The organism is Streptomyces sp. NPDC001348 (assembly GCF_053597535.1).
In genome coordinates this window covers 48,376-68,969 of record NZ_JBSFIK010000032.1, presented here as the reverse complement: position 1 = coordinate 68,969, position 20,594 = coordinate 48,376, and the positions used below count along the sequence as shown (strand labels likewise).

The following is a 20,594-nucleotide window of genomic DNA, read 5'->3' as shown; positions in this document are numbered from 1 at the left end:
TGACGGTCGGTGATGCGAGACCGGAATCGTCGGGGACGCCGGCCCGAACCAGTCCGCGGTCTCCGGTGGCGCGGGCACAGGTGCCGACGGCTGTGGTGGCCGCGCCGGTGCCGGCTGCGACCAGGACGCCTGCTCCGGCGGCCAGGGACCGGGCTGTGGGGGAGAGGGCTGCCGGGGTTCCCGCGCCGGGCTCCGTGCGGCGGACCGGTCCGCGCCGGTGGCCGTGTCCTCAAGGTGTCGGGCGCGGGCCCCGTTGGGCAGCAGACTGATCGGCACACGCTCGCCCGTGAGCGCCACCTGGTAGCGCGCACAGCCGAGCCACTGGTCCTCGCTGTCGCAGTAGTAGTCGCGCCAACCTCTCAGGCTCGCCCTGAGCAAGGGGAAGAGGGGGCATCCTGCGGAGTGTGAGCAACTCACGTCGCTCCCTTCTGACCGGCGTACACACCACCCGTCACGTGAGGGCGGTTGCCGTTCTCGGTCGCTCGCCCTCGCCGCGCCCGGGTCGACGATCTGAGAAGGCGCGGTGATGGCCTGTCACCTATGCGGAGAATTTCCTCCCTTTCTCGACCGGGCGCGATGGAACCATTGATGTGGCGTCCCGGGCAACCTCGGCGGATTCCGCCCGTCACCTTTCGAACGTCGTCAAGTGAGCTGCGCCACGAGATATTTATGGCGTAACACTCCGACAGCTGGAACTTCTGCTGGCGGGAAGTGTTTAGTTGTGGAGGTGGTGCGCGTCCGGGCGCCGCTTGTGGTGGAATGGTGAATTTGATTGTGACGAAACTGTTGATATTACTGGTCATTAATACGGGAGTTGAGGAAGAGGAATCATGTGCCGACGTGCCGTCTGCCAGTCATGCCGGAAGGCGACCTATGCCGGATGCGGGAGACACGTGGAGCAGGTGCTCGCCGACGTGCCGGCGCCCCAGCGCTGCGCGTGCGGATCGGCGGGGCGCGAGCGTGTGGGCCCGGGGGAGCCGGCGACTCGCACGCGACGCCCGGACGGTTCGTCCGGGCGGTCGAGCGATCGCTGGTGGGCCCGGCTCGTCGCCTGGATGAAGAGCCCGGCCTGAGACGAGGCCGGCTCGGCCGCCCTGGGCGACATGTCAGCGCACGCCTGCCGCGTCGAGCAGGGTGGTCACCGTGGGTGCGACGAGCCCGGTCAGGTCGTCGGCCTGGATTCCCGCGCGGGCGCTGGCGCCGTCGAAGACCAGGCTGAGCTGCCGGGCCAGCAGATCGGGATCGGCCGCCCCGCCCTGCTCGGCCTCGGTGCGGAAGAAGGCGGTCAGGTTCGCCTTGATCTGGTGGGCGACCCGGCTGGCGGGGTGACTCTGATCCTTGAGTTCGACCTGTACGGCCAGGTACCGGCAGCCGCGGAACCCGGGCGCGCCGGCCTGTGCTTCCACCTGCCCGAAGACGTGCAGGATCCGCTCGCGGGGTGACCGGCCGTCGTCCGTCGCGGGCAGGAGGGTCGCCGCATAGGCGGAGGCGCGCTCCTTCAGGCTTGCTGCCAGGAGTTCGTCCTTGCTCTCGAAGAGCTGGTACATGGAGCGCTTCGACACCCCTGCCGCCTTGCACAGCGCCTCGATGCCGATGCCGACGCCGTCGCGGTAGGTGAGCGTGGCCGCCGCCTCCAGCAACCGCTCCCTGGGGCTCAGCTTCACTTCGGTGGTCATACCGCGAGGTTAACCCCGGGCGGACGTGATGAAAACCGATCGGTTTCAGGTGGTTCCGGGCGGCGCCGGGCCATGGCCCCGCCCCGGGTGACCTGCCGCTGCGCCGGGACGGTGGTCCTGTCGGGCTTCGTCTCCCCGGGGCGCGTGCAGGCCCTCGCTGTCGTACCGCCCCAGTACGCCGAAGCCGAACAGCGCGGCCGCCACGAGTCCGACCGCCACGAGTCCGACCGCCACGAGTCCGGCCGCCCCGTGCGGCTTGCGCCTGGAAACCGATCGGTTTACGTTGGTGGAAACCGATCGGTTTCTCACTTCGTGGAGAGAGTCATGACTGCTTTGAAGGGCGCGAACGTCCTCGTCACCGGCGGTAGCCGAGGCATCGGCAAGGCCCTGGTGGAAGAGCTGTACGCGCGTGGCGCCGGCAAGGTCTACGCCACGGCCCGCGACCCGCGCGGCGTCACGCACCCGGACGCCGTCCCGGTGGCGCTGGAGGTCACCGACCCGGCTTCCGTCGCGGCGGCGGCCGCGCAGGCGCAGGACGTGACCGTGCTGATCAACAACGCCGGTGCCTCGGTCGGCGCGTCCTTCCTCGACTCCCCGGTCGACGACGTGCGCCGGGAGTTCGAGACCAACTTCTACGGCCCGCTCCTGGTCACCCGCGCCTTCGTACCGGTCATCGAGCGCAACGGCGGCGGCCACCTCCTCAACGTGCACTCCGTGCTCTCCTGGATCGCGCTCGGCGGCTCCTACAGCGCCTCCAAGGCCGCCCTGTGGTCGCAGACCAACTCCTTGCGCCTGGAGCTGCTGCCGCGCGGCATCGCGGTCACCGGACTGCACGTGGGCTACGTGGACACGGACCTCGCGGCCGGCGTCGAGGCGCCCAAGGCCGACCCGCGCGAGGTCGCCGCACTCGCCCTCGACGGGGTCGAAGCGGGCGCGTACGAGGTGCTCGCCGACGACGTCTCGCGGCAGGTCAAGGCCGGCCTGGCCGGCGACCTGGCGGGGCTGTACCCCCAGTTGGCCGAGTAACCGCCCCGTACGAGGAGTCGGCGAGATGCCCGCCCACGAGCCACGTCCCACGATCCGCGTTCAGGGGACCACCAGCCACACCCTCGCCCCGCGCGCGGGTTCCGAAGGCCGCGAGGGAACGCTGCGCTACATCAAGGCGGGGAGCGGCGCCCCCCTGGTCCTGCTGCACACCGTGCGCACCCAGGCCGAGCACTTCCGCCACCTCGTCCCGCTGATCGCGGACCGGTACACCGTGTACGCACTCGACCTGCCGGGGATGGGCTACTCCGAGATCGTGCCCGGGGCGTCGTACGACGAGCCCGCGATGCGCGCGGGCGTCGAGCGGCTGCTGACCGGACTCGACCTGAACGACGTGACGTTGGCCGGGGAGTCCATGGGGGCGGTGCTCGCCCTGACCACCGCGGCCGACCTCCCGGAGCGGGTACGGCGCGTCGTCGCGGTGAACACCTACGACTTCCGCGGCGGGATCGCCCGGTCCGGTCTCCTCGCCCGTGTCGTGGTCGGCGGTGTCCTCGCGCCCGGGGTGGGCCCGGTGATCGCCGGAGTGGAGCCCAAGCCCGCCCTCCGCAAGATCTTTCAGGGCGGCCTCGGCGACAGGAGCGCGCTGCGGGAGGACTACGTGGACGAGCTCCTCCGGGTGGGCGGGCGCCCCGGCTACCCGACCGTCGCCCGTGCCGTGTACCGGAGCCTGCCCAGCCTCATCGCCGCCCGCTCGCGCTACCGCGAGGTCGAGGCGCCCGTCCACCTCGTCTACGGGGAGAAGGACTGGTCCCGGCCCTCCGACCGGGAAGCCAACAGGAAGCTGCTTCCGGCCGCCGACTTCACCCAGGTCCCCGGGGCAGGCCACTTCATCGCCCTGGAACGGCCCGACGTACTGGCCGGCCTGCTGAAAGCGGTGGCCTGACCCGCCGAGGCCGTCGCGCCCGGCGTGCCGGAGACCGGCGCCCGAGCCGTGGCACTCGAGGACGCTCCTCGCGCCCCGTCGTCAAAGCGTGGCACGCCGCGGCGGAACCCGGACAGCACTGAGCCCGATGGACCCGGCGCCTTGGATCCATCGGGCTCGGGGGTTCGCGCCCCTCGGGTCAGTGCCGTCGATCAGGGCCGGTGCATCCAGAGCCAGACCACGAGTCCGTGGTCACCGGCGCAGTTGTAGTCGTTGTAGCGACCAGGGTTGCTTGCCAGCTGCTGGCGGCCGGCGCTCTGGCAGCTCTCGTACGTCCAGTACCAGCTGTAGTACTCCCAGCAGTTGCCGCTCTGCCCGGTGCACTCGGGCCCCGGGTCGAGGAGCGGCCGGACGTCGGAGGGAGCCGCCTTCGCGGTCGTCTCTGCGGCCTGCGCGGTGGACCCGCCTGTCGCGAGTCCGCCGACGGCGAGTGCGGTGGCGGCCAGGCCCAGTGCGGCCCGGCGCACATGACGCCTTGGATTCATGGTTCTTCCCCGTTTCCGTTCGGTGGGTGGTCGGATCCAGCTTCCGGTCGCGGGCAAGATCAGCTCAAACCTTTTGATTGCAGCCAAAACTATCCGGATTGGCCCGATTGCTCCTCGCCCCCTCCATTCCCCCGGGACCAAGCTGTCGGCAGGAGTAACGGGGGTCCTCATGCTGCGCGTCCATTTCACCGCCGATGATCTTCAACGCATCCGCCTGGCCCGTGAGCCGGAACCCATGTGGGAGGTGGTCTGCAGCCTGTGCCGGCTGCAGAGCCGGAACGGCGACCTCTTGTTCGCGCAGTGGCGCCGGCGCGCGACGGCCGAGCTGTTCCGGCGACCGGACCGCGGTCTGCTGAGAACGACCCTGCGGCCACTCGTGCCGCTGGGGCCGTACATCCCCGACTTCCTCACGCCCGCCGAGCCGGAGGTCGATCCGCGGAATGCGATCGAGACGGTGCTGCGCACCTCCCCGCGCCGACTGCGGCACGAACTGGAGCTGCTCGCCGGTGTCACGTCCCTGCCTTCCTGGACAGCGGACCTGGCCGACGGGCACACGGCGGCCCTCGGCCGACTCGGACGGGGACTGCGCGGTTACTTCGACACCGCCCTCGCACCGGTCTGGCAGGACCTGCGACGTCATGTCGACGCCGATGTGCAGCTGCGGATACGGCAGTTGGTCGACGGAGGCAGCGAGGCACTGCTGCAGCAGCTGCCGACGGCCCGCTGGGAGCCCCCGGTCCTGCACCTCCCCTATCCGGTCGATCAGGACCTGCATCTCGCGGGGCGGGGGCTGCGGCTGGTGCCGTCCTACTTCTGCTGGCGCAGAGTGCTGACGCTGGTGGACCAGGCCCTCGCGCCGACGCTGGTGTACCCGGTGCGCAAGGAGCCCCATGTGCTGCTCGCCGTGACGAACGACGATCCGCGCGACACGGCGCTCCCCGCGCTGCTCGGCCGGACCAGGGCCTCACTCCTGGAAACGCTCGCAGAGCGCGTCGGTATGTCCACCTCCGAACTCGCCGGGGACGTCGGGGTCTCGGTACCGACCACCAGTCAGCAGATATCCGTCCTGCGGGCCGCGGGCCTGGTCGCGAGCCGCCGGGACGGCAAGCGCGTCCGGCACAGCGTCACCCGACTGGGCCGCGCACTCGTCGCGAGCAGTCCAGCGAGCCGGACAGGAGCCCCGGGACCCCGTCCCTGATGCGCGGCCGCCGGCCGTGCTCGTGCGGACGCCCGCCACTGGGTACCGTGTGTACATGCCCACTCGCGCCGAGTTGCGCCGGATGCGCCGTACCGAGCGCTGGACGGAGATCGTCCTGCCCCGGGTGGTCCGCCGCGTGGTCGACGGTGAGCTGTCGCAGCCCCGTTGGTTGCCTCGCCGCTGGCTGACCCTCGTGTCGGGTGACGTCGACCGGGAGGCGGGTGTCGGCGCGGTCTGGCTCGTCCGGCGCCCCGGATCCGCGAAAGCCGAGACGCACACCGCGCTCATCGAGCGCTGCGACGGGAAATGGCAGTGCACGGGCGGCGGCAGTAGGTCGGATGGTGACCTGCCTGCGGAGCGGCCGGCGGCGGGCCGGCCGGGTCAGGTCGGCATGATCGAGGTCGGCGGAGGCGCGGGTGGGCTGAGCCACGCCTACCGCCTGCGGCATCGTCATCCGGACCGCATCGGGACGGCCCCCTGGGTCGGGGCCGGCGAACTCCGGGTGGCGGCCGAAGTGGATCATCTCCTGCTCGGCGACCGACGGATCGAGGTGCCCGGGCACGGCAGGCTCATCGTCGTCTGGAAGTCCCCGTCCACAGGGCGCGGTGGGATACGACCGCTCATCGTCGCCGTGGGGCGGGACGGCTCGGAGCTCTCCCGGCTCGGCCCACACGACAGTATGGACAGCTACACCTGGGCGGAGTTGGGCGGCCAGGCGGAGTGATGGCCGCGAGGCCTCCGTAGGCGCGGTCTTCCTGCCGCTCAGTGGTCTGCCGACGGCAGGGGGTGCACTTCCGGCGCCGCACGGTGTACTTCCCGCGTGCAGCACTACCATGCCGGAATGATATGTCGAAGGCATGACAATAACGCCGCTCCTCGGGATCCCCGTGCCGACGCGTATCCGATGCCCTTCGTGCCGTTCGGCTGGTACGGCCTGCTGCGCAGCGCCGAGTTGAGGCCGGGGAAGGTCGTCAGCCTGCACTACTTCGGCCGGGCGCTGATCGCGTTCCGTGGGACCGACGGGCGGGCCGCCGTGCGGGACGCGCACTGTCCGCACTACGGCGCCCATCTCGGCGTCGGCGGAAAAGTCGTGGACGGCACGGTCGAGTGCCCCTTCCACGGCTGGCGGTTCGCGACAGACGGGCGGTGCGTCGAGGCGCCGTTCGCGGCGCGCACACCCAAGGTGGCACTGGGCGGCCTCCCGGTGCGCGAGCACAGCGGGCTCGTCTTCGTGTACGTCGGCCCCGAGGCACGGCCCTCGTGGGAGGTGCCGGAGATCCCGGAGGCCACGTCCCGCGACTTCGCCTCGCCCGTCGACGACACCTGCCGGGCCCGGATCCACGTACAGGAGATGCGGGAGAACATCGTCGACGAGTCCCACTTCCACTTCATTCACGGGCAGAGCGAGCCGCCCGTGCAGGAGTGGCGGGCCGACGGGCCGTACGCCGAGGCACGCGGACGGATCAGACGGCGCGTGCTCGGCTGGGACATCGACAACTCGTTCGATGCGTTCATGTACGGGCCGGGGGTCATGGTGGTCCGGACGCACGGACCCGCGCTGTCCGTGACCGCCGTCGCGCTCTCCACCCCCGTCGACGAAACCAGCAGCGAGTTGCGGATGCTGTACTACCTGCGGCATCCGGGCCACGGCGGCCTGCGCCTCCTCACCCCCGCGCTCAAGCTCGTCTTCCGGGCCGAGGCGCTCGGTGAGGTGCGGAAAGAGGTGCGGATCTGGGACCACAAGATCCATCAGGCGCGGCCCGTGCTGCTTCCGCACGAGCAGGGCATCAAGCGGCTCCGACGCTGGTACGCCCAGTTCTATCCCTCGCCCGATCCGGCTCCGGACCTCGCTCCGCCATCCGCGCCATCGCCACCCCCCTGCCCGGACCCGTCGCCGAACGGTCCGGCGGCGTCCCGTCCTCCTGGCCGTCCCGCGGAATCAACGCCGCCCGGCGCTCCTTGAGCAGGTTCCGCCCGCCCGGCGAGAGGCTCGCGTGGAGCCTGTTCGCGTACGAGAGCGTGTCGTGCGCCGTGTGCTCGTGCGCCGTAGATTGCCGCTGAGCGGGGCGTGGGAGGTCGGCTCGGCCGGCCCTCGGCAACCCTGGAAGGCATACATCGAACCGGCCCTGGACCGACGGGACTTCCGGGCCGTACGCCCGCCGGGCCGCCACAAGGCGTTCCGGGTACTCCCCGACGACCTCCCGCTCTGACGCAGGACCAAAGCGGTCAACTGCCTGCTCCGCAAGGGGCTTGGGCACCGCCCGCGACGAAGGCGTGCGGGACGGATGTCCGCCGTCGTCCATGGTGTCACTGACTGAATCTGCACTCACCCCCGCCGATCGGAGGGGGTCGGTCGGCCGACCGGTGGGACAGCTCCCGAAGCCCGGCGGATGGTCGACCGCCCCCGCCTCGGCAAGGTTGTCCCGGTGACCGAGATCGAAAGCGCCAAGAAGGAACCTCCCCGGCCCTCACCCTCACCCGACTCCGCCCTGGCGACGGAGCGCCCTGCGCCGATGGCGCGGCTGGTCGGGGTGGACCTCGCCCGTGCACTGGCCGTGTTCGGAATGTTCGCCGTGCACGTCGGCCCCTTCAACCCCTTCCCAACGTCGGACAGCGGCGTTGGCCAGTGGATCGTCTGGCTGGCGAGCGGCCGTGCCTCGGCGCTGTTCGCCACCCTCGCCGGGTTTTCGTTGGTGCTGATCGCCGGCCGCCCCGAGCCGAAGACGGGGCCGGCCGGCCGGCAGGCGAAGGCCAGGATCGTGATCCGGGCCGTCATCCTGCTGGTGGTGGGCAGTGCGCTGGCGATGACCGACTTCGGCGGCGCCGTGATCATCAACTTCTACGCGGTGTACTTCCTGCTGGCCCTGCCCCTGGTGCGGCTGCGGGCCAGGACGCTCGCGATCACCGCGGTCGCGCTCGCGGTTGTCACGCCGCAACTGGCGTACGTGATCCGGGCGCTGCTCACCCAGTCGATCGTGCACGGCATCGACTCCTGGGACCCGATCGCGCGAATCTCCGGCGTGGGCATGCTCGACTTCCTGCTCACCGGTTTCTACCCGGCGATCACCTGGATGACGTTCGTGGTCACCGGCATGGCGTTGGGCCGGCTCGACCTGACCTCCGGCGCGGTGCGGCGGCGGCTGGCCGTGGTCGGTCCCGCGCTGATCGCGTTCGGATACGGCGTCTCGTGGCTGGCGCTCCGGCTGACCGATGGCGCTCAGAAGATCGCGGCCGGGATGCCCGGCATGGACTTCGACCCCGTGAAGGACTCCTCTGCCATGACGGATCCCGGCATGGCGGAGGGATCCTTCGACTTGCCGGTCGGCGGTGGGCTGGGGGGCCCCGACGCTTGGGGGCTGCTGGCGGCCGAGCCGCACAGCGCTTCCACGTTCGACCTCGTCGGCTGCCTGGGAGTCGCGATCACCGTGCTCCTGTGCGCGACGGTGGCCGTGGACCGACTGCCGTGGCTGCGCCGGCTGGCAGCGCCGGTCATCGCCGTCGGCACCATGTCCCTGACCCTCTATGTGGCGCACGTCCTGGTGATCGTCGCCCTGCCCGGCGAAGGGGTCACCCCGCCGCAGTCCGCCTCTTTCGAGTTGCTGCTCTGCTTCGTCGTCGGGGCCACCGTGTTCGCGGCGGTCTGGTCCCGCTTCTTCCGCCGCGGACCGCTGGAGTACCTGCTCAACCGCGCCACGAAACTGGCGTATCGCCTCCGCTGAGCCTCGGGCGGGCACCCCGGGAAGTCCGTACGAAGAAGTGGCTGCTGTTCGGGATCACGGCCTTGGGGGCCGGCGGGTGTCAGCCGTCGCAGCTTCCGTCTCTCACCTGCCGTTCCGCCTGACCACTGATCCAAGGACCTTTGCCATGGCAGCCCTCCCCACCGCCCGAAGCACCGGCTCCCATGGCCTCCGCCGGGTATCGCACCGCAGCCCCGACCGACCGGAAGCTCCCGCGCGCTGGGAACGCCCGGCGTCGGCTGCGGTGCTGTGCGTCGCCGCACTGCTGTACGCCTGGGACATGGGGCACGCCGCGATCCACCCCTACTACAGCGCGGCGATACGGTCGATGGCCACCAGTTGGCGGGCCTTCTTCTTCGGCGGTCTCGACAGCAGCGGTTCGATCACCCTGGACAAGTTGCCCGGCGCCTTCTGGCCCGATGCCGTCTCCGTATGGTTCTTCGGGCCGCACACGTGGGCCGCTGCGCTGCCCCATGTGATCGAGGGCGTGCTCACCGTATGGCTGTTGCACCGGATCGTCCGGGCCTGGGCCGGGCCGTTCGCCGCGCTGATCGCCGCGCTGGCGCTCACCTCCACTCCGGTCACCGTGGCACTGAACAGGGCCACCATCCCGGACACCGCGCTCACGCTGCTGCTGGTGGCAGCCGCCGGAGCCCTGCAGAAGGCGGTCCGGACCGGGCGGCTGCTCCCGCTGATCATGTCCGGCGTCTGGGTCGGGCTCGCTTTCCAGACGAAGATGCTGCAGGCCTGGCTCGTACTGCCGGTCTTCGCCGTGGTCTATCAGCTCACCGCGCGGAACTCGCCGTTGCAGAGGGCTCTGCGCCTCCTGCTGAGCGGTGCGGTCACGCTGGCCGTCTCCTGCTCGTGGGCGCTGATCGCGTGGGTGACTCCCGCGGACAACCGCCCGTATGTCGACGGTACGTCGAACAACAACCCCTTCAGCCTGGTCTTCGGCTACAACGGCATGAGTCGCTTCAGCGACGACGGCACCGCCTTCGGCTCCGTCTCGGGCACCGCCGCCAGCCGTACCTCCGGCAACACCGGCTGGGGGATGCTCGTCAACGACACCGTCGGCCCGCAGATCGCCTGGTTCCTGCCGCTCGCCGTGCTCGCCGCCGTAACAGCCCTGGTCTGGCGCGCCCGCGAGCCGCGAACCGACCTGGTGCGTGCGGGTTTCCTCCTCTGGGGCGGTTGGCTTGCCGTCCATGCCGTGGTGTTCAGCGTCTCCAACGGCAATCACGTCTACTACACGGCCGTGCTCGCACCGGCGATCGCCGCGCTTGCCGGAGGCGGGCTCGCGCTCTTCCGGTCCGCGCACGAGTCGGGTGGCCGGCAGCGGCTGTGGCTGTCGTCGGCGATCGTGCTGACGGTGGCCTGGGCGTTCGTACTCGACGGGCCGACGTGGTTCGTCTCCCGGCTGCTGGTGTTCGCCGTGATCTTCGCGGTGTGCGGGACGCTCGGCCTGTGGTCCAGCGGGTCACGCGCCTCCCAGGAGCTGATCCGTGGCTCTCTGGCCGCCGGAATCGCGGCCACTCTGCTCGTACCCGCCGGCTGGGCCGTCTCGTCTCTCGACCCGCGCTACGCGGGCGCCGCCACGTCGCCGACGGCGGGTCCGGTCGGCGAGTTCCACCGCAGGGCCCTCCACGACCCGTCCGCTCTCCGCCGGGCCGAGCTCGGCCGGCCCAGCGCCCGCGACACCGCCCTGCTGGACTACCTCATCGCGCACCGCAAGGACGAGAAGTACCTGCTCGCGACCCAAGCCGCCTACCCCGCGGAACGTCTGCTGCGCGCCCAGCCCCAACCCGTGCTCGTCATGGGCGGATTCACCGGGAAGACCCCCTTCCCCAGGGCCCCGCAGCTCGGCCACCTGATCGCCACTCACCGACTCCGCTACGTGCTGCTCACCCACCTGCGACCCACCACCCCCGCCACCACTTGGGTGAAGACCCACTGCGAGCGCATCCGCTCCGGGGCCTACGGCTGGCGCACCAGGGGCAACTTCGGCCTCTACGACTGCCGCGCGCAGGGCTGAGCAGAACGCACCCCCGCCGATCGGCGGGGGTGGAGCAGCCGACTGCGGGATGGGCAATCCAGAAGAAATCAAAAATAATCCCTGCGGGGAATTATCGCCTCGTCAGCGGGTGTCCCATCGCAATGTGTGCGCGTTTCGTGAAGCTTAATTTCAGCGATCTTGCAGATGTTGTGGAATTGAACGGACCAGCCGTCCGGTTCGTCGCTGGTGTCTTGTGAACTAGCAGGTCAGACGGGCTTTGTGACCCTTTCCGGTGTGCATGAAGCGGTGCTTTGCCGCCGGTGGGGTGAGTGTCGTCACACCTCACCGATAAACCGAAGAAGTATTCCCTCCGTCAGACAGGTCAAGAACTTCTTTTCGTTGCTTCACGCGACATCGGCAGAGTCTGGGAAGGATTCTTCTTGACCACCACTCGATCCCCGATATCCACGCAGAGCCCGGCTCGGCGTCGGGCCGACATGGCTGTGTTGGGAGGTGTGCGGCCGCCACTGGTGGCCCTGCCGGTTCTGTTGACGCTCATCGCGGGCCTGACGGTGTTCGCCGTCGGGAGCGATGCCGAACGGGGCGTGCCCGAGGCCGTCCTCAGCTCCCAGCAGCACATCGCGGAGGACGGGGCGGTCGCACTGCAGGGCGCCGTCGACCAGAGCGTCTCCGATCTGCGGGTGGCAGCGGCGGACTTCGGCGGCTCCCCCTCGGTACCGGCGGACGGAATGCTGACCCGCCTCGACCGGGCGTACCGCAAGTGGCGCGGTACCGCCGTCGTCGACCTGTCCACCGGTCGGCTGCTCGCCTCGCAGGGCGAGGCCGTACCGCTCGGCAAGGTGAACCTCCGTGGGCTGTCGGCGAACCCGCCTCCGGCACTCGTTCGGGACGACTCGGGCGTCACCCGGCTACTGGTCTTCGCGACGCTGTCGCAAGGCGGCAGGCAGGAGTTGCTCGTCGCCTCCCAGAGCCTGAAGCTGCCGGGCATCTCCGTCAGCAGTGATCACACGCTCGACGTCGTGGACCGTGACGGGTCCACCCTCCTCTCGGCCGGGCCGGGATCCGCCACCGACCGGGCCAGGGCGCTGGCCGGCATGGCCGCCCGCGAGGCGCAGAGCAAGGGACCGTCGGACACCGCCGCCGCCGGCGGCTTCGACGGTCCGAGCGGCAGCCTCGTCCGGGCAGCGGACGGCAACACCCGTACCGCCGTCGGGTACGCCGCAGTGGCCCGGGGACTTGCCTCGAAGGAGAGCCCGAGCAGCGGGCTCGGACTGACGGTCGTCACAACGGTGCGAACCCAGCGTCATGGGGCCGGGACCGGTGACCTTCGTCTCGCCCTCCTCGCCGCGGTCGTGCTCCTGGCCCTCGCGGCCGGGGCCACCGCCACCCTCCACCTGGTCGTGCAGCGGCCTGTGCTGCGGTTGCGTCGCGAAGCGCTGAGGCTCGGCTCGGGTGACCTCACGGCTCCCGTCCGCGTGCCCCGCTTCGGGGAACCCGCCCGGGTCGGCGCCGCGCTGGAGGCGCTGCGCCGGCAACTCCGGAGCAGGAGCGGGCCGTCGCAGAAGACGGTCGTGCAGCCACCGGCCAAGGGGCGTGTTCTGCCCGGGACGGGGAGGAGCCGGCGTCGGCTCGGAGTGCGCACCGTCCTCGTGGTGTGCGCGTTCGCTCTGCTGGCCTGGCCCGCGTCGATGCTGCTGACGCTCGGCGGCACCCTGCCGCACCCGGCTGCGGTCGTACCGCGGCTGATCTCCGACGACCAGCGGCAACGCACCGAGACGACGGCGGACCGCGTGCGCAGGGGGATCAACGACGGATACGCGGATCTCACCCATCTCGCCACCGTGATCGACGCTTCCCGGCCGGAGGAGGCGCGCAGGGTCCTCGGCAGATCCCTGGAGCAGCACGGCCGCTATCGGTCCCTGTACGTCGTCGACGGCGCCGGCAAGCTCCTCGTCCGGGCCGGTGACGAACCCCGTACGCCGATGAAGGTCCGCGTCAGGACCGGGGTCAGGCAGACGAACACCTCCGGCACGCAACCGGTGCTCGCCGCCGTGGCCGCTCAGCCGGCCAAGGGAGCGCCGGCGAGATCCGGACGCCACTATGTCGTGGGTGAGTTCAAGGTCCGGTACCTGACCGGCATCCTCGACCGCCCCGGTCTCGGCTCCGTGTGGCTGGTGGACTCCGCGCACCGGGTCATCGCGTCCAACAAGGGCTTCGTGGCCTTCGGGCGGGTGTCCGACAGCCGGCTGCGAGCCCAGCTGAAGGCCGTCCGCCCGACCAAGGGCTCCGCCGAGCTGCTGCTCGGGTGGAGGGATCCGGCGGTCGCCGCGGTGGCGCCGTTCAACGCAAAGAGGGGCGTCGCGAGCGCACTCGGCTGGGAGGTCGCCTCGATCAGGCCCGTGTTCTGGATCGGCCTGCCCGAGTACGAGGCACAGCGGCGGATCATGCTCGTCGGTCTGCTGGGGCTGACAGCGGGCGCTCTCTGTCTCGGCTGGCTGCACCTCGTCGTCATCCGTCCGCTGCGTGAACTCACCCAGCACGCCGAGGCGTTGGCAGCCGGGGACCGCAGAACGGTGCTCTACCCGCGCTACCACGACGAGGTGGGATCCGTCGCCCGCAGCCTCGAACTGATCAGGCAGCGACTCCCCCGCACCGGCACACCGCCCGCGTCAGGTTCCCCCGACGGGGCGTCCACCCCCTCCACTTCCGTGTCCGGCCCCGGCCCCAGGAGCTGACCCGCCGTGCTCTTCCTGTACTGCGTTCTCGCGACGTGCTGCGCCGGCCTGCTGGTCGCGGGCATCGTCGAACAGCGCCGCCATGACGCGAATCTCGCCGTCATACCCACCCGGGTTCTGGTCAACGGCATTCGCGGCAAGTCCTCCATCACCCGGCTGTGCGCGGGCGCGCTGCGCGGCAGCGGTCGGGTGACCGTCGCCAAGACCACGGGCACCGCGGCCCGGTTCATCCACCCCGATGCCACCGAGGAGCCGGTCTACCGCAAGTTCGGCATCGCCAACGTCGTGGAGCAGATCGGCATCGTCCGGCGGGCCGCCGGCTACCGACCCGATGTCCTGGTCATGGAGTGCATGGCCGTCATGCCTGCACTCCAGGAGATCAACCAGTCCAAGCTGATCCGCTCCACCATCGGCGTGCTCTGCAACGTCCGGGAGGACCATCTCGCCGAGATGGGCCCGACGCTGGACGACGTGGCACGCTCACTGTGCCGGTCCATGCCGGAGGGCGGCGTCTGTGTCACCGCGGAGAAAGAGCGCTTCCCCATCCTCCAGAAGGAGGCCGACGCCCGGAACTGCCGGCTGGTATACGCCGACCCGGAAACCGTCACCGACAAGGAACTGCGCGGCTTCAGCTGGTTCACCTTCAAGGAGAACGTGGCCATCGCACTCGCGGTCGCCGAACTGCTCGGTGTCGACCGCGCGACCGCGCTGAAGGGAATGTACGAGGCGCCACCGGACCCGGGTGTGCTGTCCGTCGAGCGGTACCGCACCCCTGACGGAAAGCGGCTGCGCTTCGCGAACGTCTTCGCCGCCAACGACCCCGAGTCGACGCTGATGAACATCGAGCAGCTGCTCGAACTGGGCGCGATCCACCGCCCGTTGCACGTCGTCATCAATTGCCGTCCCGACCGTGTGGAGCGCAACGGGCAGATGGGCGCACTCATCCCCCGGCTCGACCCGGAGACGGTGTTCCTCATCGGCCACCCCACCAAGTCGGCTGCCGACGCCATACCCGTCCACTGGACCGGGAACGTCGTCGATCTCGGAGGCGACCGCCGCGACCCCGACCGGCTCACCGCGGATCTGCTGGCTCACCTGGGGCCGGACTCCTCGCTCGTCGCCATCGGCAACATCCACGGCCAGGGCGAACTCTTCCTGGAGCGGCTCGCGGCACTCGCGCCCGACCATCCCGACGCCGCCGACCCCGCCGACGCCCTCACATCGCCCGGTGCCCACCACAACCCCGTCCAGGGAGCATCCCGTTGATCCCCGCAGTGATCACCCCGCAGATCGCCGCCATCGGCATCGCACTCGGTCTGGTGTTCTCCCTCCTGTGCTACCTGACCACGAACCTCTCACCGGGTGGAATGATCACCCCCGGCTGGCTCGCCCTCACCCTCGTCGGCGATCTGCGGCGCGCCGTCATGGTCGCGGTCGTGGCAGGCCTGACCTACCTGATGACCAAGCTGCTGCAGCGCTTCGTCATCCTCTACGGCAAGCGGCTGTTCGCCGCCGTCGTACTCACCGGCGTCCTGCTCCAGGCCGGGCTCTCCCTGCTGCTCCAGCAGCAGTTCCCCCTGCTGTTCGCCCATCAGGCCCTCGGGTTCATCGTCCCCGGGCTCATCGCCTACCAGCTCGAGAGGCAGCCCAAGGCGGCGACGGTCCTGTCCACCGGCGCGGTCACTTTCGCCGCCTACGTGATTCTGGTGTCCGGGCTGCTGCTGGGCGCCCTGCCCACGACATGAGCCGCCCCGTCCCCGACGCGTGGCGCCATCTCTCCGTCCCTCCCATAGGAGTTGGCCAGTGAAACGCCTCCTGCCCGGAGTCCACGGGTTCTCCCTGTCCAGGAACGCGGTCCTGTTCCTGGTGACAGCCGTCCTGCTCGCGGCGAGCTGCGTGCTGACCGTGCAGTTCAGGCACCGCGCCGACCGTCCGGAGGCATCCGAGGTCTCACGGGTACCGCATGTATCGCAGGCATCGCTGGGTGCCGGAATCCGGGTCAGGAGCGGCCCGCTGTACTTCGAGCGGATCGGCAACCCCGCCCGCACGGTCGCCCGCGACCGGCACGGCACCCTCGTCGCCACGTTCACCGACGGCGCCAGCACGGCCGTACTGACAGGGCCCAGCAGGACCTTCGCGGAGCCGCGTACGACGTCCGCCCGAGTCGTCACCAGGAGCTGGGTGCGGCTGCTGCCCAAGGCATGGGCCCGTGGCGCAGAGCGGAGCGACTGGTTCAGGACCTGGCTCAGGTCCCGGCTCGGCAGCCGCGATCCGGACATCCTCGCCACGGCCTTCGACTACGTCGCGGGTGCCCCGGCCCGGAAGACGGCCGCGGGAGTCACATACAGCGGTGCCGCCCGCTACACGCCCAGCACCCCCAGCGACTCCGGGCGTGCTGTGCGGGGGAAGTCGAAGGAGCGCACGGGCTCGGACTTCTACGACTACCTGGGCATCCCCTGGACCTTCCCCGACGCGGTCACCCGCCGCCCCGAGAAGGACCGCGCGCGCTCCGTCGACAGCTCCGGCTATGTCCGGCTGGTGTACGGATACCGCTCGGGCTTCCCGCTGAACAGCAGGGACGGCGCGGCGGGCAACGGGCTGCAGCGGACCCCCGACGCGATCGCCCGCGGGCGGCTCGGCGTACCCGTGATCCCCCTCACCGACCGCCGCCCCGCCGTCATCCAACAGCTCCAGCCAGGCGACCTGGTGTACTTCAAGACACGGGAGCTGCCCGGCGGACGGATCGGCCACATCGGTATCTACCTCGGCCTGGACACCGCCGACCACCCGCGCTTCATCTCCAGCCGCAAAAGCGCCAACGGCCCCACCATGGGTGACAAGGGCGGCACCTCACGGCTCGACGGTGACGGCTACTACGCCCAGGGGCTGCGCGGGGCCCGCCGCCTCTGACCGCGCTCCGACCGGATCGACGCCTGTGCGCGTCGAGGAGGCTGGTCCGGTGTCACCGTGCGCGGACGGCTCCAGCCACTTGGCGGGGGGGGGTCCCCGACGATCGCCGGATGGCCGACGCAAGACGCGGGCTTCCATGCTGGCGGCATGACACAGCGTGGGCACGAGAGGGAACTCGACACCGTCCGCCGGCCGTCGGCCGGTGCAACGGGTCGCGGTGACGCGAGGAGCGAGCTCTGGGAGTTCCTCGGCATGGCGCTGGTGGCGAGCGGCCTCTGCCTGACCGTCATACGCCCTGGACTCTGCGATGACGTCGTGCACATGCTCGCCACGAGGGCCGTCGCACTGGGCCGTTGAGCCGACCCCGAGGTCCCGCGCGGGCCGGTGCCCGCAGCCGCTGACGCGGTGCGCGGCCGACCACGTAGGAAAGGAATCCTGTGAACACCGCATCCGCCCCGAAGGCGACGGGTGCCGAGTCCCTGCGCGCCCGCGAGACGCTCAAGGCGCTGTACGGGTACGTCCGTCCGCACCGTTGGGTCATCGCGCTCGGTCTGCTGTGCGCGCTGGCCGGGGCCGCTGGCGGGCTGCTGCAGCCGCTGGCCACGAAGGCGCTGGTCGACCGGCTCTCCTCCGGTGGCACGATCGGCACCGTCCTGCTGATGTTGACCGTGCTGGTGCTGCTGAGCACGGTGGCCGAGGCGTTCGGCGCCTATGTGCTGGAACGGACGGCGGAGTCGGTGGTGCTCGCCGCCCGCCGCAGCCTGATCGGAAGGCTGCTGCGGCTGCGGCTGGCGGAGGCGGACCGGATGCAGCCGGGCGATCTGATGTCGCGGGTCACCTCGGACACCACCCTGTTGCGGGCGGTCAGCACCCAGGCGGTGGTCTCCGCGGCGACGGGTGCGGTGACGCTGGTCGCGGCGGTCGTGGTGATGGCGTTCCTCGACGCCGTGCTGCTCGGTGTGACGCTCGCCGTGGTCGCGGTGCTCGGCGCGGGCGTCGCGCTGGTGATGCCGAGGATCGGGCAGGCCACCGAGCGTTCGCAGGCGGCTGTCGGGGAGATGTCCACGGGCCTGGAGCGGGTCTTCGGCGCGTTCCGCACGGTGAAGGCCTCCGGCGCCGAGGAGCGGGAGACCGCCCGGGTCGAGGCGGCGGCTCGCAGGGCGTGGCGCCACGGCGTGCGCGGCGCCAAGTGGGAGGCCGCGCTGGGTTCGGCGGACAACCTCGCCGTCCAGCTGGCGTTCCTCGCGGTGCTCGCCGTCGGCGGGTCTCGCGTGGCGTCCGGGCAGATCACCGTGTCCACGCTCATCGCGTTCCTCCTGTACCTCTTCTACTTGATGGAACCGGTGTACAAGTTGGTGGACGCCGCGTCCCACTACCAGGAGGGCTTGGCGGCGATCGCCCGCATCACGCAGGTGGACGGTCTGGCGACGGAGCCGCGAGACCGGCACCGGCCGGCGCGGCCGGCGGCGACGGAAGCGGTGCGGCCGCGTCCGGCGTCGGTCCGCTTCGAGGAGGTCTCCTTCCGGTACGGGCCCGGGCTGCCGTACATCCACCAGGGGGTGCAGTTCGAGGTGCCGGGCGGCGGGATGACGGCCTTCGTCGGCCCCTCGGGTGCGGGCAAGTCGACGGTCTTCGCGCTCGTCGAGCGGTTCTACGAAGCGGCCGGCGGCCGCGTCCTGGTCGACGGCAAGGACGTGAAGGAGTGGCCGCTGTCCGAGCTGCGGTCCGTCATCGGGTACGTGGAGCAGGACGCGCCGGTGCTGGCGGGCACGCTGCGGGAGAACCTGGTCTTCGCCGCGCCCGGCGCGACCGACGGCGACATTCGCGAGGTCCTCGCCCGGGCCAGGCTCGACGCCCTCGTCGAGCGTCTCCCGCACGGCCTGGACACCCCCGTCGGGCACCGCGGCTCGACACTGTCCGGTGGCGAGCGCCAGCGCGTCGCGATCGCCCGCGCGCTGCTGCGCAGACCCCGGCTGCTGCTCCTGGACGAGGCGACCTCGCAGCTCGACGCCGTCAACGAGCTGGCACTGCGGGACGTCATCACCGAGACCGCACGCGAGACCACCGTGCTGGTGGTGGCCCACCGCCTGTCGACCGTCACGGACGCCGACCGTATCGTCGTCATGGACGCGGGCAAGGTCCGCGCGGCCGGCACCCACGAGGAGCTGGTGGCCGAGGACGAGCTGTACGCGCGGCTGGCGGCGACGCAGCTCCTGACCTCGGCGGCACGCCCCCGCGGATGAGACGGGCCTGGCCCATGGGCTCGCCGGTGCCGTCGGCCGCCTGCCCCGGCCGCCCCCGCCGTGCGGCGGAGGCAGCCGGGGCCAGGTGCCGGGGGGCGCCGGGCATCCGCCGGTTACCGGTGCGCTGAAGCCGGGCCACCCCGACCGGACCTCACCTGATGTACTTCGCGGGCCTGGTCGCGGCGTTGAGCAGATGCTCCAGGGGACCGCGGCGGAAGAAGCGGGACCAGACCGTGGCGAACACCATCGCCCCGAGGATGAACATGAGCACCGGCACCCATGACTGCTGGGTGCTGGTCCCCGCGGGCACGGACAGCACGGTCTGTACGAGGAAGTGGCCCACGTAGGCCGTCAGGGACATGGTGCCCACCGCGATGACGGGCTTGGCCAGGCCGCGCAGTCGCGGCAGGCGGTCCATCAGCACCGTCGCGCCCACGATCACGAGGATCGCGACGCCCACGCTGCCGATGATGTCGAACGTGGTGCCGCTGTGCGGCCCGGCGGTCAACAGATCCGAGGCCGACAGCTGGGGCTCGACGGACCCGCTGCCCATGGACGCCGACCCGGAGCCACTGGACGACACCCCGTCCTCCGCCGTGCTCCTCAACGCGTTCTTGCCCGCCAGCAGCAGCGACAAGCCGTAAGCCCCTACGACGAGGCCGGCGCCGAGTGCCGCCACGCGCCGCTGGACGGCGCCCGCGGACAGGTCCAGGCGGGCGAGCGCCATGCCGGCGATCACGAACGTCATCCACGTGATGGTCGGGTAGAAGCCGGTGAGCAGCAGGTCGAGCACACCCACCTCGCTGAGCCGGTGGAGCGGATCGTAGGCGTTGATGCTCTGCTGGACGGAGTCGCTCAGCCGCGACGTCAGGACGAACGCCAGCTGCGGCGTGACGAGCGCGAGCGCCGCCGCGATCACCGCGAGGGTCCTCGCGCGCAGCCGCACCAGGGGCAGGGCGAGGAGGAAGTAGACGCCGTAGAAGCCGAGGATGATGACGCCGCCGTATTCCATCGCCATAGCGGTGCCAAGCGCAAGCAGGGTCACGGCGCGGAGCGCGATCCGGGCTTTCGCCTGCCGTCCGGCCAGTCCGGTCTTCGGCTCGAAGCGGCCCGCGATCAGCATCAGCGAGAACCCGGCGAGGGTGGCGAACAGGACCGACGAGTGGCCGTCCGCCATGTACCGGATCCAGCTGGCGACGCCGTGTGTGGCCGACAGCGGCGGGCCGATGTGCACGACGTACATGCCGAACACCGCCAGCGCGCGGGCCAGGTCCACTCCGACCAGGCGCCCCATCGAGGGCCTGCCGGGGACCTGCTCGGCGGACTCGGGCGAGCTTCGGGGCCGTGGAGGCGAGTTCTCCTGCGGAGCAGGTGTCTCCTGCGGCGGCTGTATCTGTGTCATACGGGAAATCTCTTGGTGCCGTGCGGAGGCGGACCATCCGGCAGGCTTCGGCAACACCCCCGCCGACCGGCCGGTACCGCCCCGCCGACCAGCGGGCCCGGCCGGCCGGCCGCCCTTCGACGACGGCATCGGCCACCGCGACCGCCGGCCCGGGCAACGCATTCACCGTGCCGGCCGGCCCGCGGACTCGGGCGGGCCACGGACCGGTCCCACCGGACGAGAACC

General features: G+C 70.9%; 16 protein-coding genes and 1 pseudogene. 14 read left to right on the top strand and 3 right to left on the bottom strand.

The window, feature by feature from the left end; genetic code table 11:
- Positions 1-1,106: 1,106 nt before the first annotated feature.
- Positions 1,107-1,676: a TetR/AcrR family transcriptional regulator gene (locus tag ACWC21_RS28725; protein WP_450885860.1), complete on the bottom strand. Its 570-nt coding sequence runs from the start codon at positions 1,674-1,676 to the stop codon at positions 1,107-1,109.
- Between the two features lie 324 nt (positions 1,677-2,000).
- Here ACWC21_RS28725 and ACWC21_RS28720 point away from each other — a divergent pair, with 324 nt between their 5' ends.
- Together ACWC21_RS28720 and ACWC21_RS28715 are read left to right on the top strand one after the other, a co-directional pair.
- Positions 2,001-2,702: an SDR family oxidoreductase gene (locus tag ACWC21_RS28720; RefSeq protein ID WP_450885858.1), complete on the top strand. Its 702-nt coding sequence runs from the start codon at positions 2,001-2,003 to the stop codon at positions 2,700-2,702.
- 25 nt (positions 2,703-2,727) lie between these two features.
- Entirely contained in the window at positions 2,728-3,606 is an 879-nt protein-coding gene (locus ACWC21_RS28715; protein WP_450885856.1) for an alpha/beta fold hydrolase, read from the top strand.
- A gap of 191 nt (positions 3,607-3,797) precedes the next feature.
- Here the strand turns inward: ACWC21_RS28715 and ACWC21_RS28710 are convergent, their stop codons facing one another.
- On the bottom strand, positions 3,798-4,130 hold the full coding sequence (locus tag ACWC21_RS28710; RefSeq protein ID WP_450885854.1) for a hypothetical protein: 333 nt from the start codon (positions 4,128-4,130) through the stop codon (positions 3,798-3,800).
- A gap of 169 nt (positions 4,131-4,299) precedes the next feature.
- Between ACWC21_RS28710 and ACWC21_RS28705 the strand changes: the two genes are divergently transcribed.
- The 12 genes and pseudogenes from ACWC21_RS28705 (at position 4,300) to ACWC21_RS28650 (ending at position 18,967) form a co-directional block, all read left to right on the top strand.
- Entirely contained in the window at positions 4,300-5,328 is a 1,029-nt protein-coding gene (locus ACWC21_RS28705; protein WP_450885853.1) for an ArsR/SmtB family transcription factor, read from the top strand.
- A 55-nt stretch (positions 5,329-5,383) separates the two neighbouring features.
- Positions 5,384-6,052: a hypothetical protein gene (locus ACWC21_RS28700; protein WP_450885851.1), complete on the top strand. Its 669-nt coding sequence runs from the start codon at positions 5,384-5,386 to the stop codon at positions 6,050-6,052.
- Positions 6,053-6,232: 180 nt separating this feature from the next.
- Complete coding sequence (locus tag ACWC21_RS28695) at positions 6,233-7,291, top strand: Rieske 2Fe-2S domain-containing protein (RefSeq protein WP_450885849.1); 1,059 nt, start codon at positions 6,233-6,235, stop codon at positions 7,289-7,291.
- Between the two features lie 163 nt (positions 7,292-7,454).
- Positions 7,455-7,538 (top strand): annotated as a pseudogene (locus tag ACWC21_RS28690) (VapC toxin family PIN domain ribonuclease); the annotation flags it as partial.
- A gap of 216 nt (positions 7,539-7,754) precedes the next feature.
- Positions 7,755-9,047 carry a DUF418 domain-containing protein gene (locus ACWC21_RS28685; protein WP_450885848.1) on the top strand — a complete coding sequence of 431 codons (1,293 nt, stop codon included), beginning with the start codon at positions 7,755-7,757 and terminating at the stop codon, positions 9,045-9,047.
- A 145-nt stretch (positions 9,048-9,192) separates the two neighbouring features.
- A complete protein-coding gene (locus ACWC21_RS28680) occupies positions 9,193-11,097 on the top strand; it encodes an ArnT family glycosyltransferase (RefSeq protein WP_450885846.1) in 1,905 nt (634 codons plus the stop codon).
- Positions 11,098-11,555: 458 nt separating this feature from the next.
- Positions 11,556-13,814, top strand: coding sequence for a HAMP domain-containing protein (locus tag ACWC21_RS28675; RefSeq protein ID WP_450885845.1), 2,259 nt, complete (start codon positions 11,556-11,558; stop codon positions 13,812-13,814).
- Between the two features lie 6 nt (positions 13,815-13,820).
- Positions 13,821-15,080 (top strand): poly-gamma-glutamate synthase PgsB, encoded by a 1,260-nt coding sequence (gene pgsB / locus ACWC21_RS28670; RefSeq protein WP_450885843.1) that lies wholly within the window; start codon positions 13,821-13,823, stop codon positions 15,078-15,080.
- Entirely contained in the window at positions 15,077-15,559 is a 483-nt protein-coding gene (locus ACWC21_RS28665) for a poly-gamma-glutamate biosynthesis protein PgsC/CapC (RefSeq protein ID WP_450885841.1), read from the top strand. Before pgsB ends, ACWC21_RS28665 begins: the two co-directional genes overlap by 4 nt.
- 58 nt (positions 15,560-15,617) lie before the next feature.
- The gene (locus ACWC21_RS28660; protein ID WP_450885839.1) at positions 15,618-16,724 is read left to right on the top strand and encodes an NlpC/P60 family protein; all 1,107 of its coding nucleotides are present in this window, start codon (positions 15,618-15,620) and stop codon (positions 16,722-16,724) included.
- A gap of 147 nt (positions 16,725-16,871) precedes the next feature.
- On the top strand, positions 16,872-17,081 hold the full coding sequence (locus ACWC21_RS28655) for a hypothetical protein (protein ID WP_450885838.1): 210 nt from the start codon (positions 16,872-16,874) through the stop codon (positions 17,079-17,081).
- An 80-nt stretch (positions 17,082-17,161) separates the two neighbouring features.
- A complete protein-coding gene (locus tag ACWC21_RS28650) occupies positions 17,162-18,967 on the top strand; it encodes an ABC transporter ATP-binding protein (RefSeq protein WP_450885836.1) in 1,806 nt (601 codons plus the stop codon).
- Between the two features lie 151 nt (positions 18,968-19,118).
- On the opposite strand, the gene ACWC21_RS28645 is transcribed toward ACWC21_RS28650, so the two are convergent.
- Positions 19,119-20,369, bottom strand: coding sequence for a DUF418 domain-containing protein (locus ACWC21_RS28645; protein ID WP_450885834.1), 1,251 nt, complete (start codon positions 20,367-20,369; stop codon positions 19,119-19,121).
- Positions 20,370-20,594: the final 225 nt, after the last annotated feature.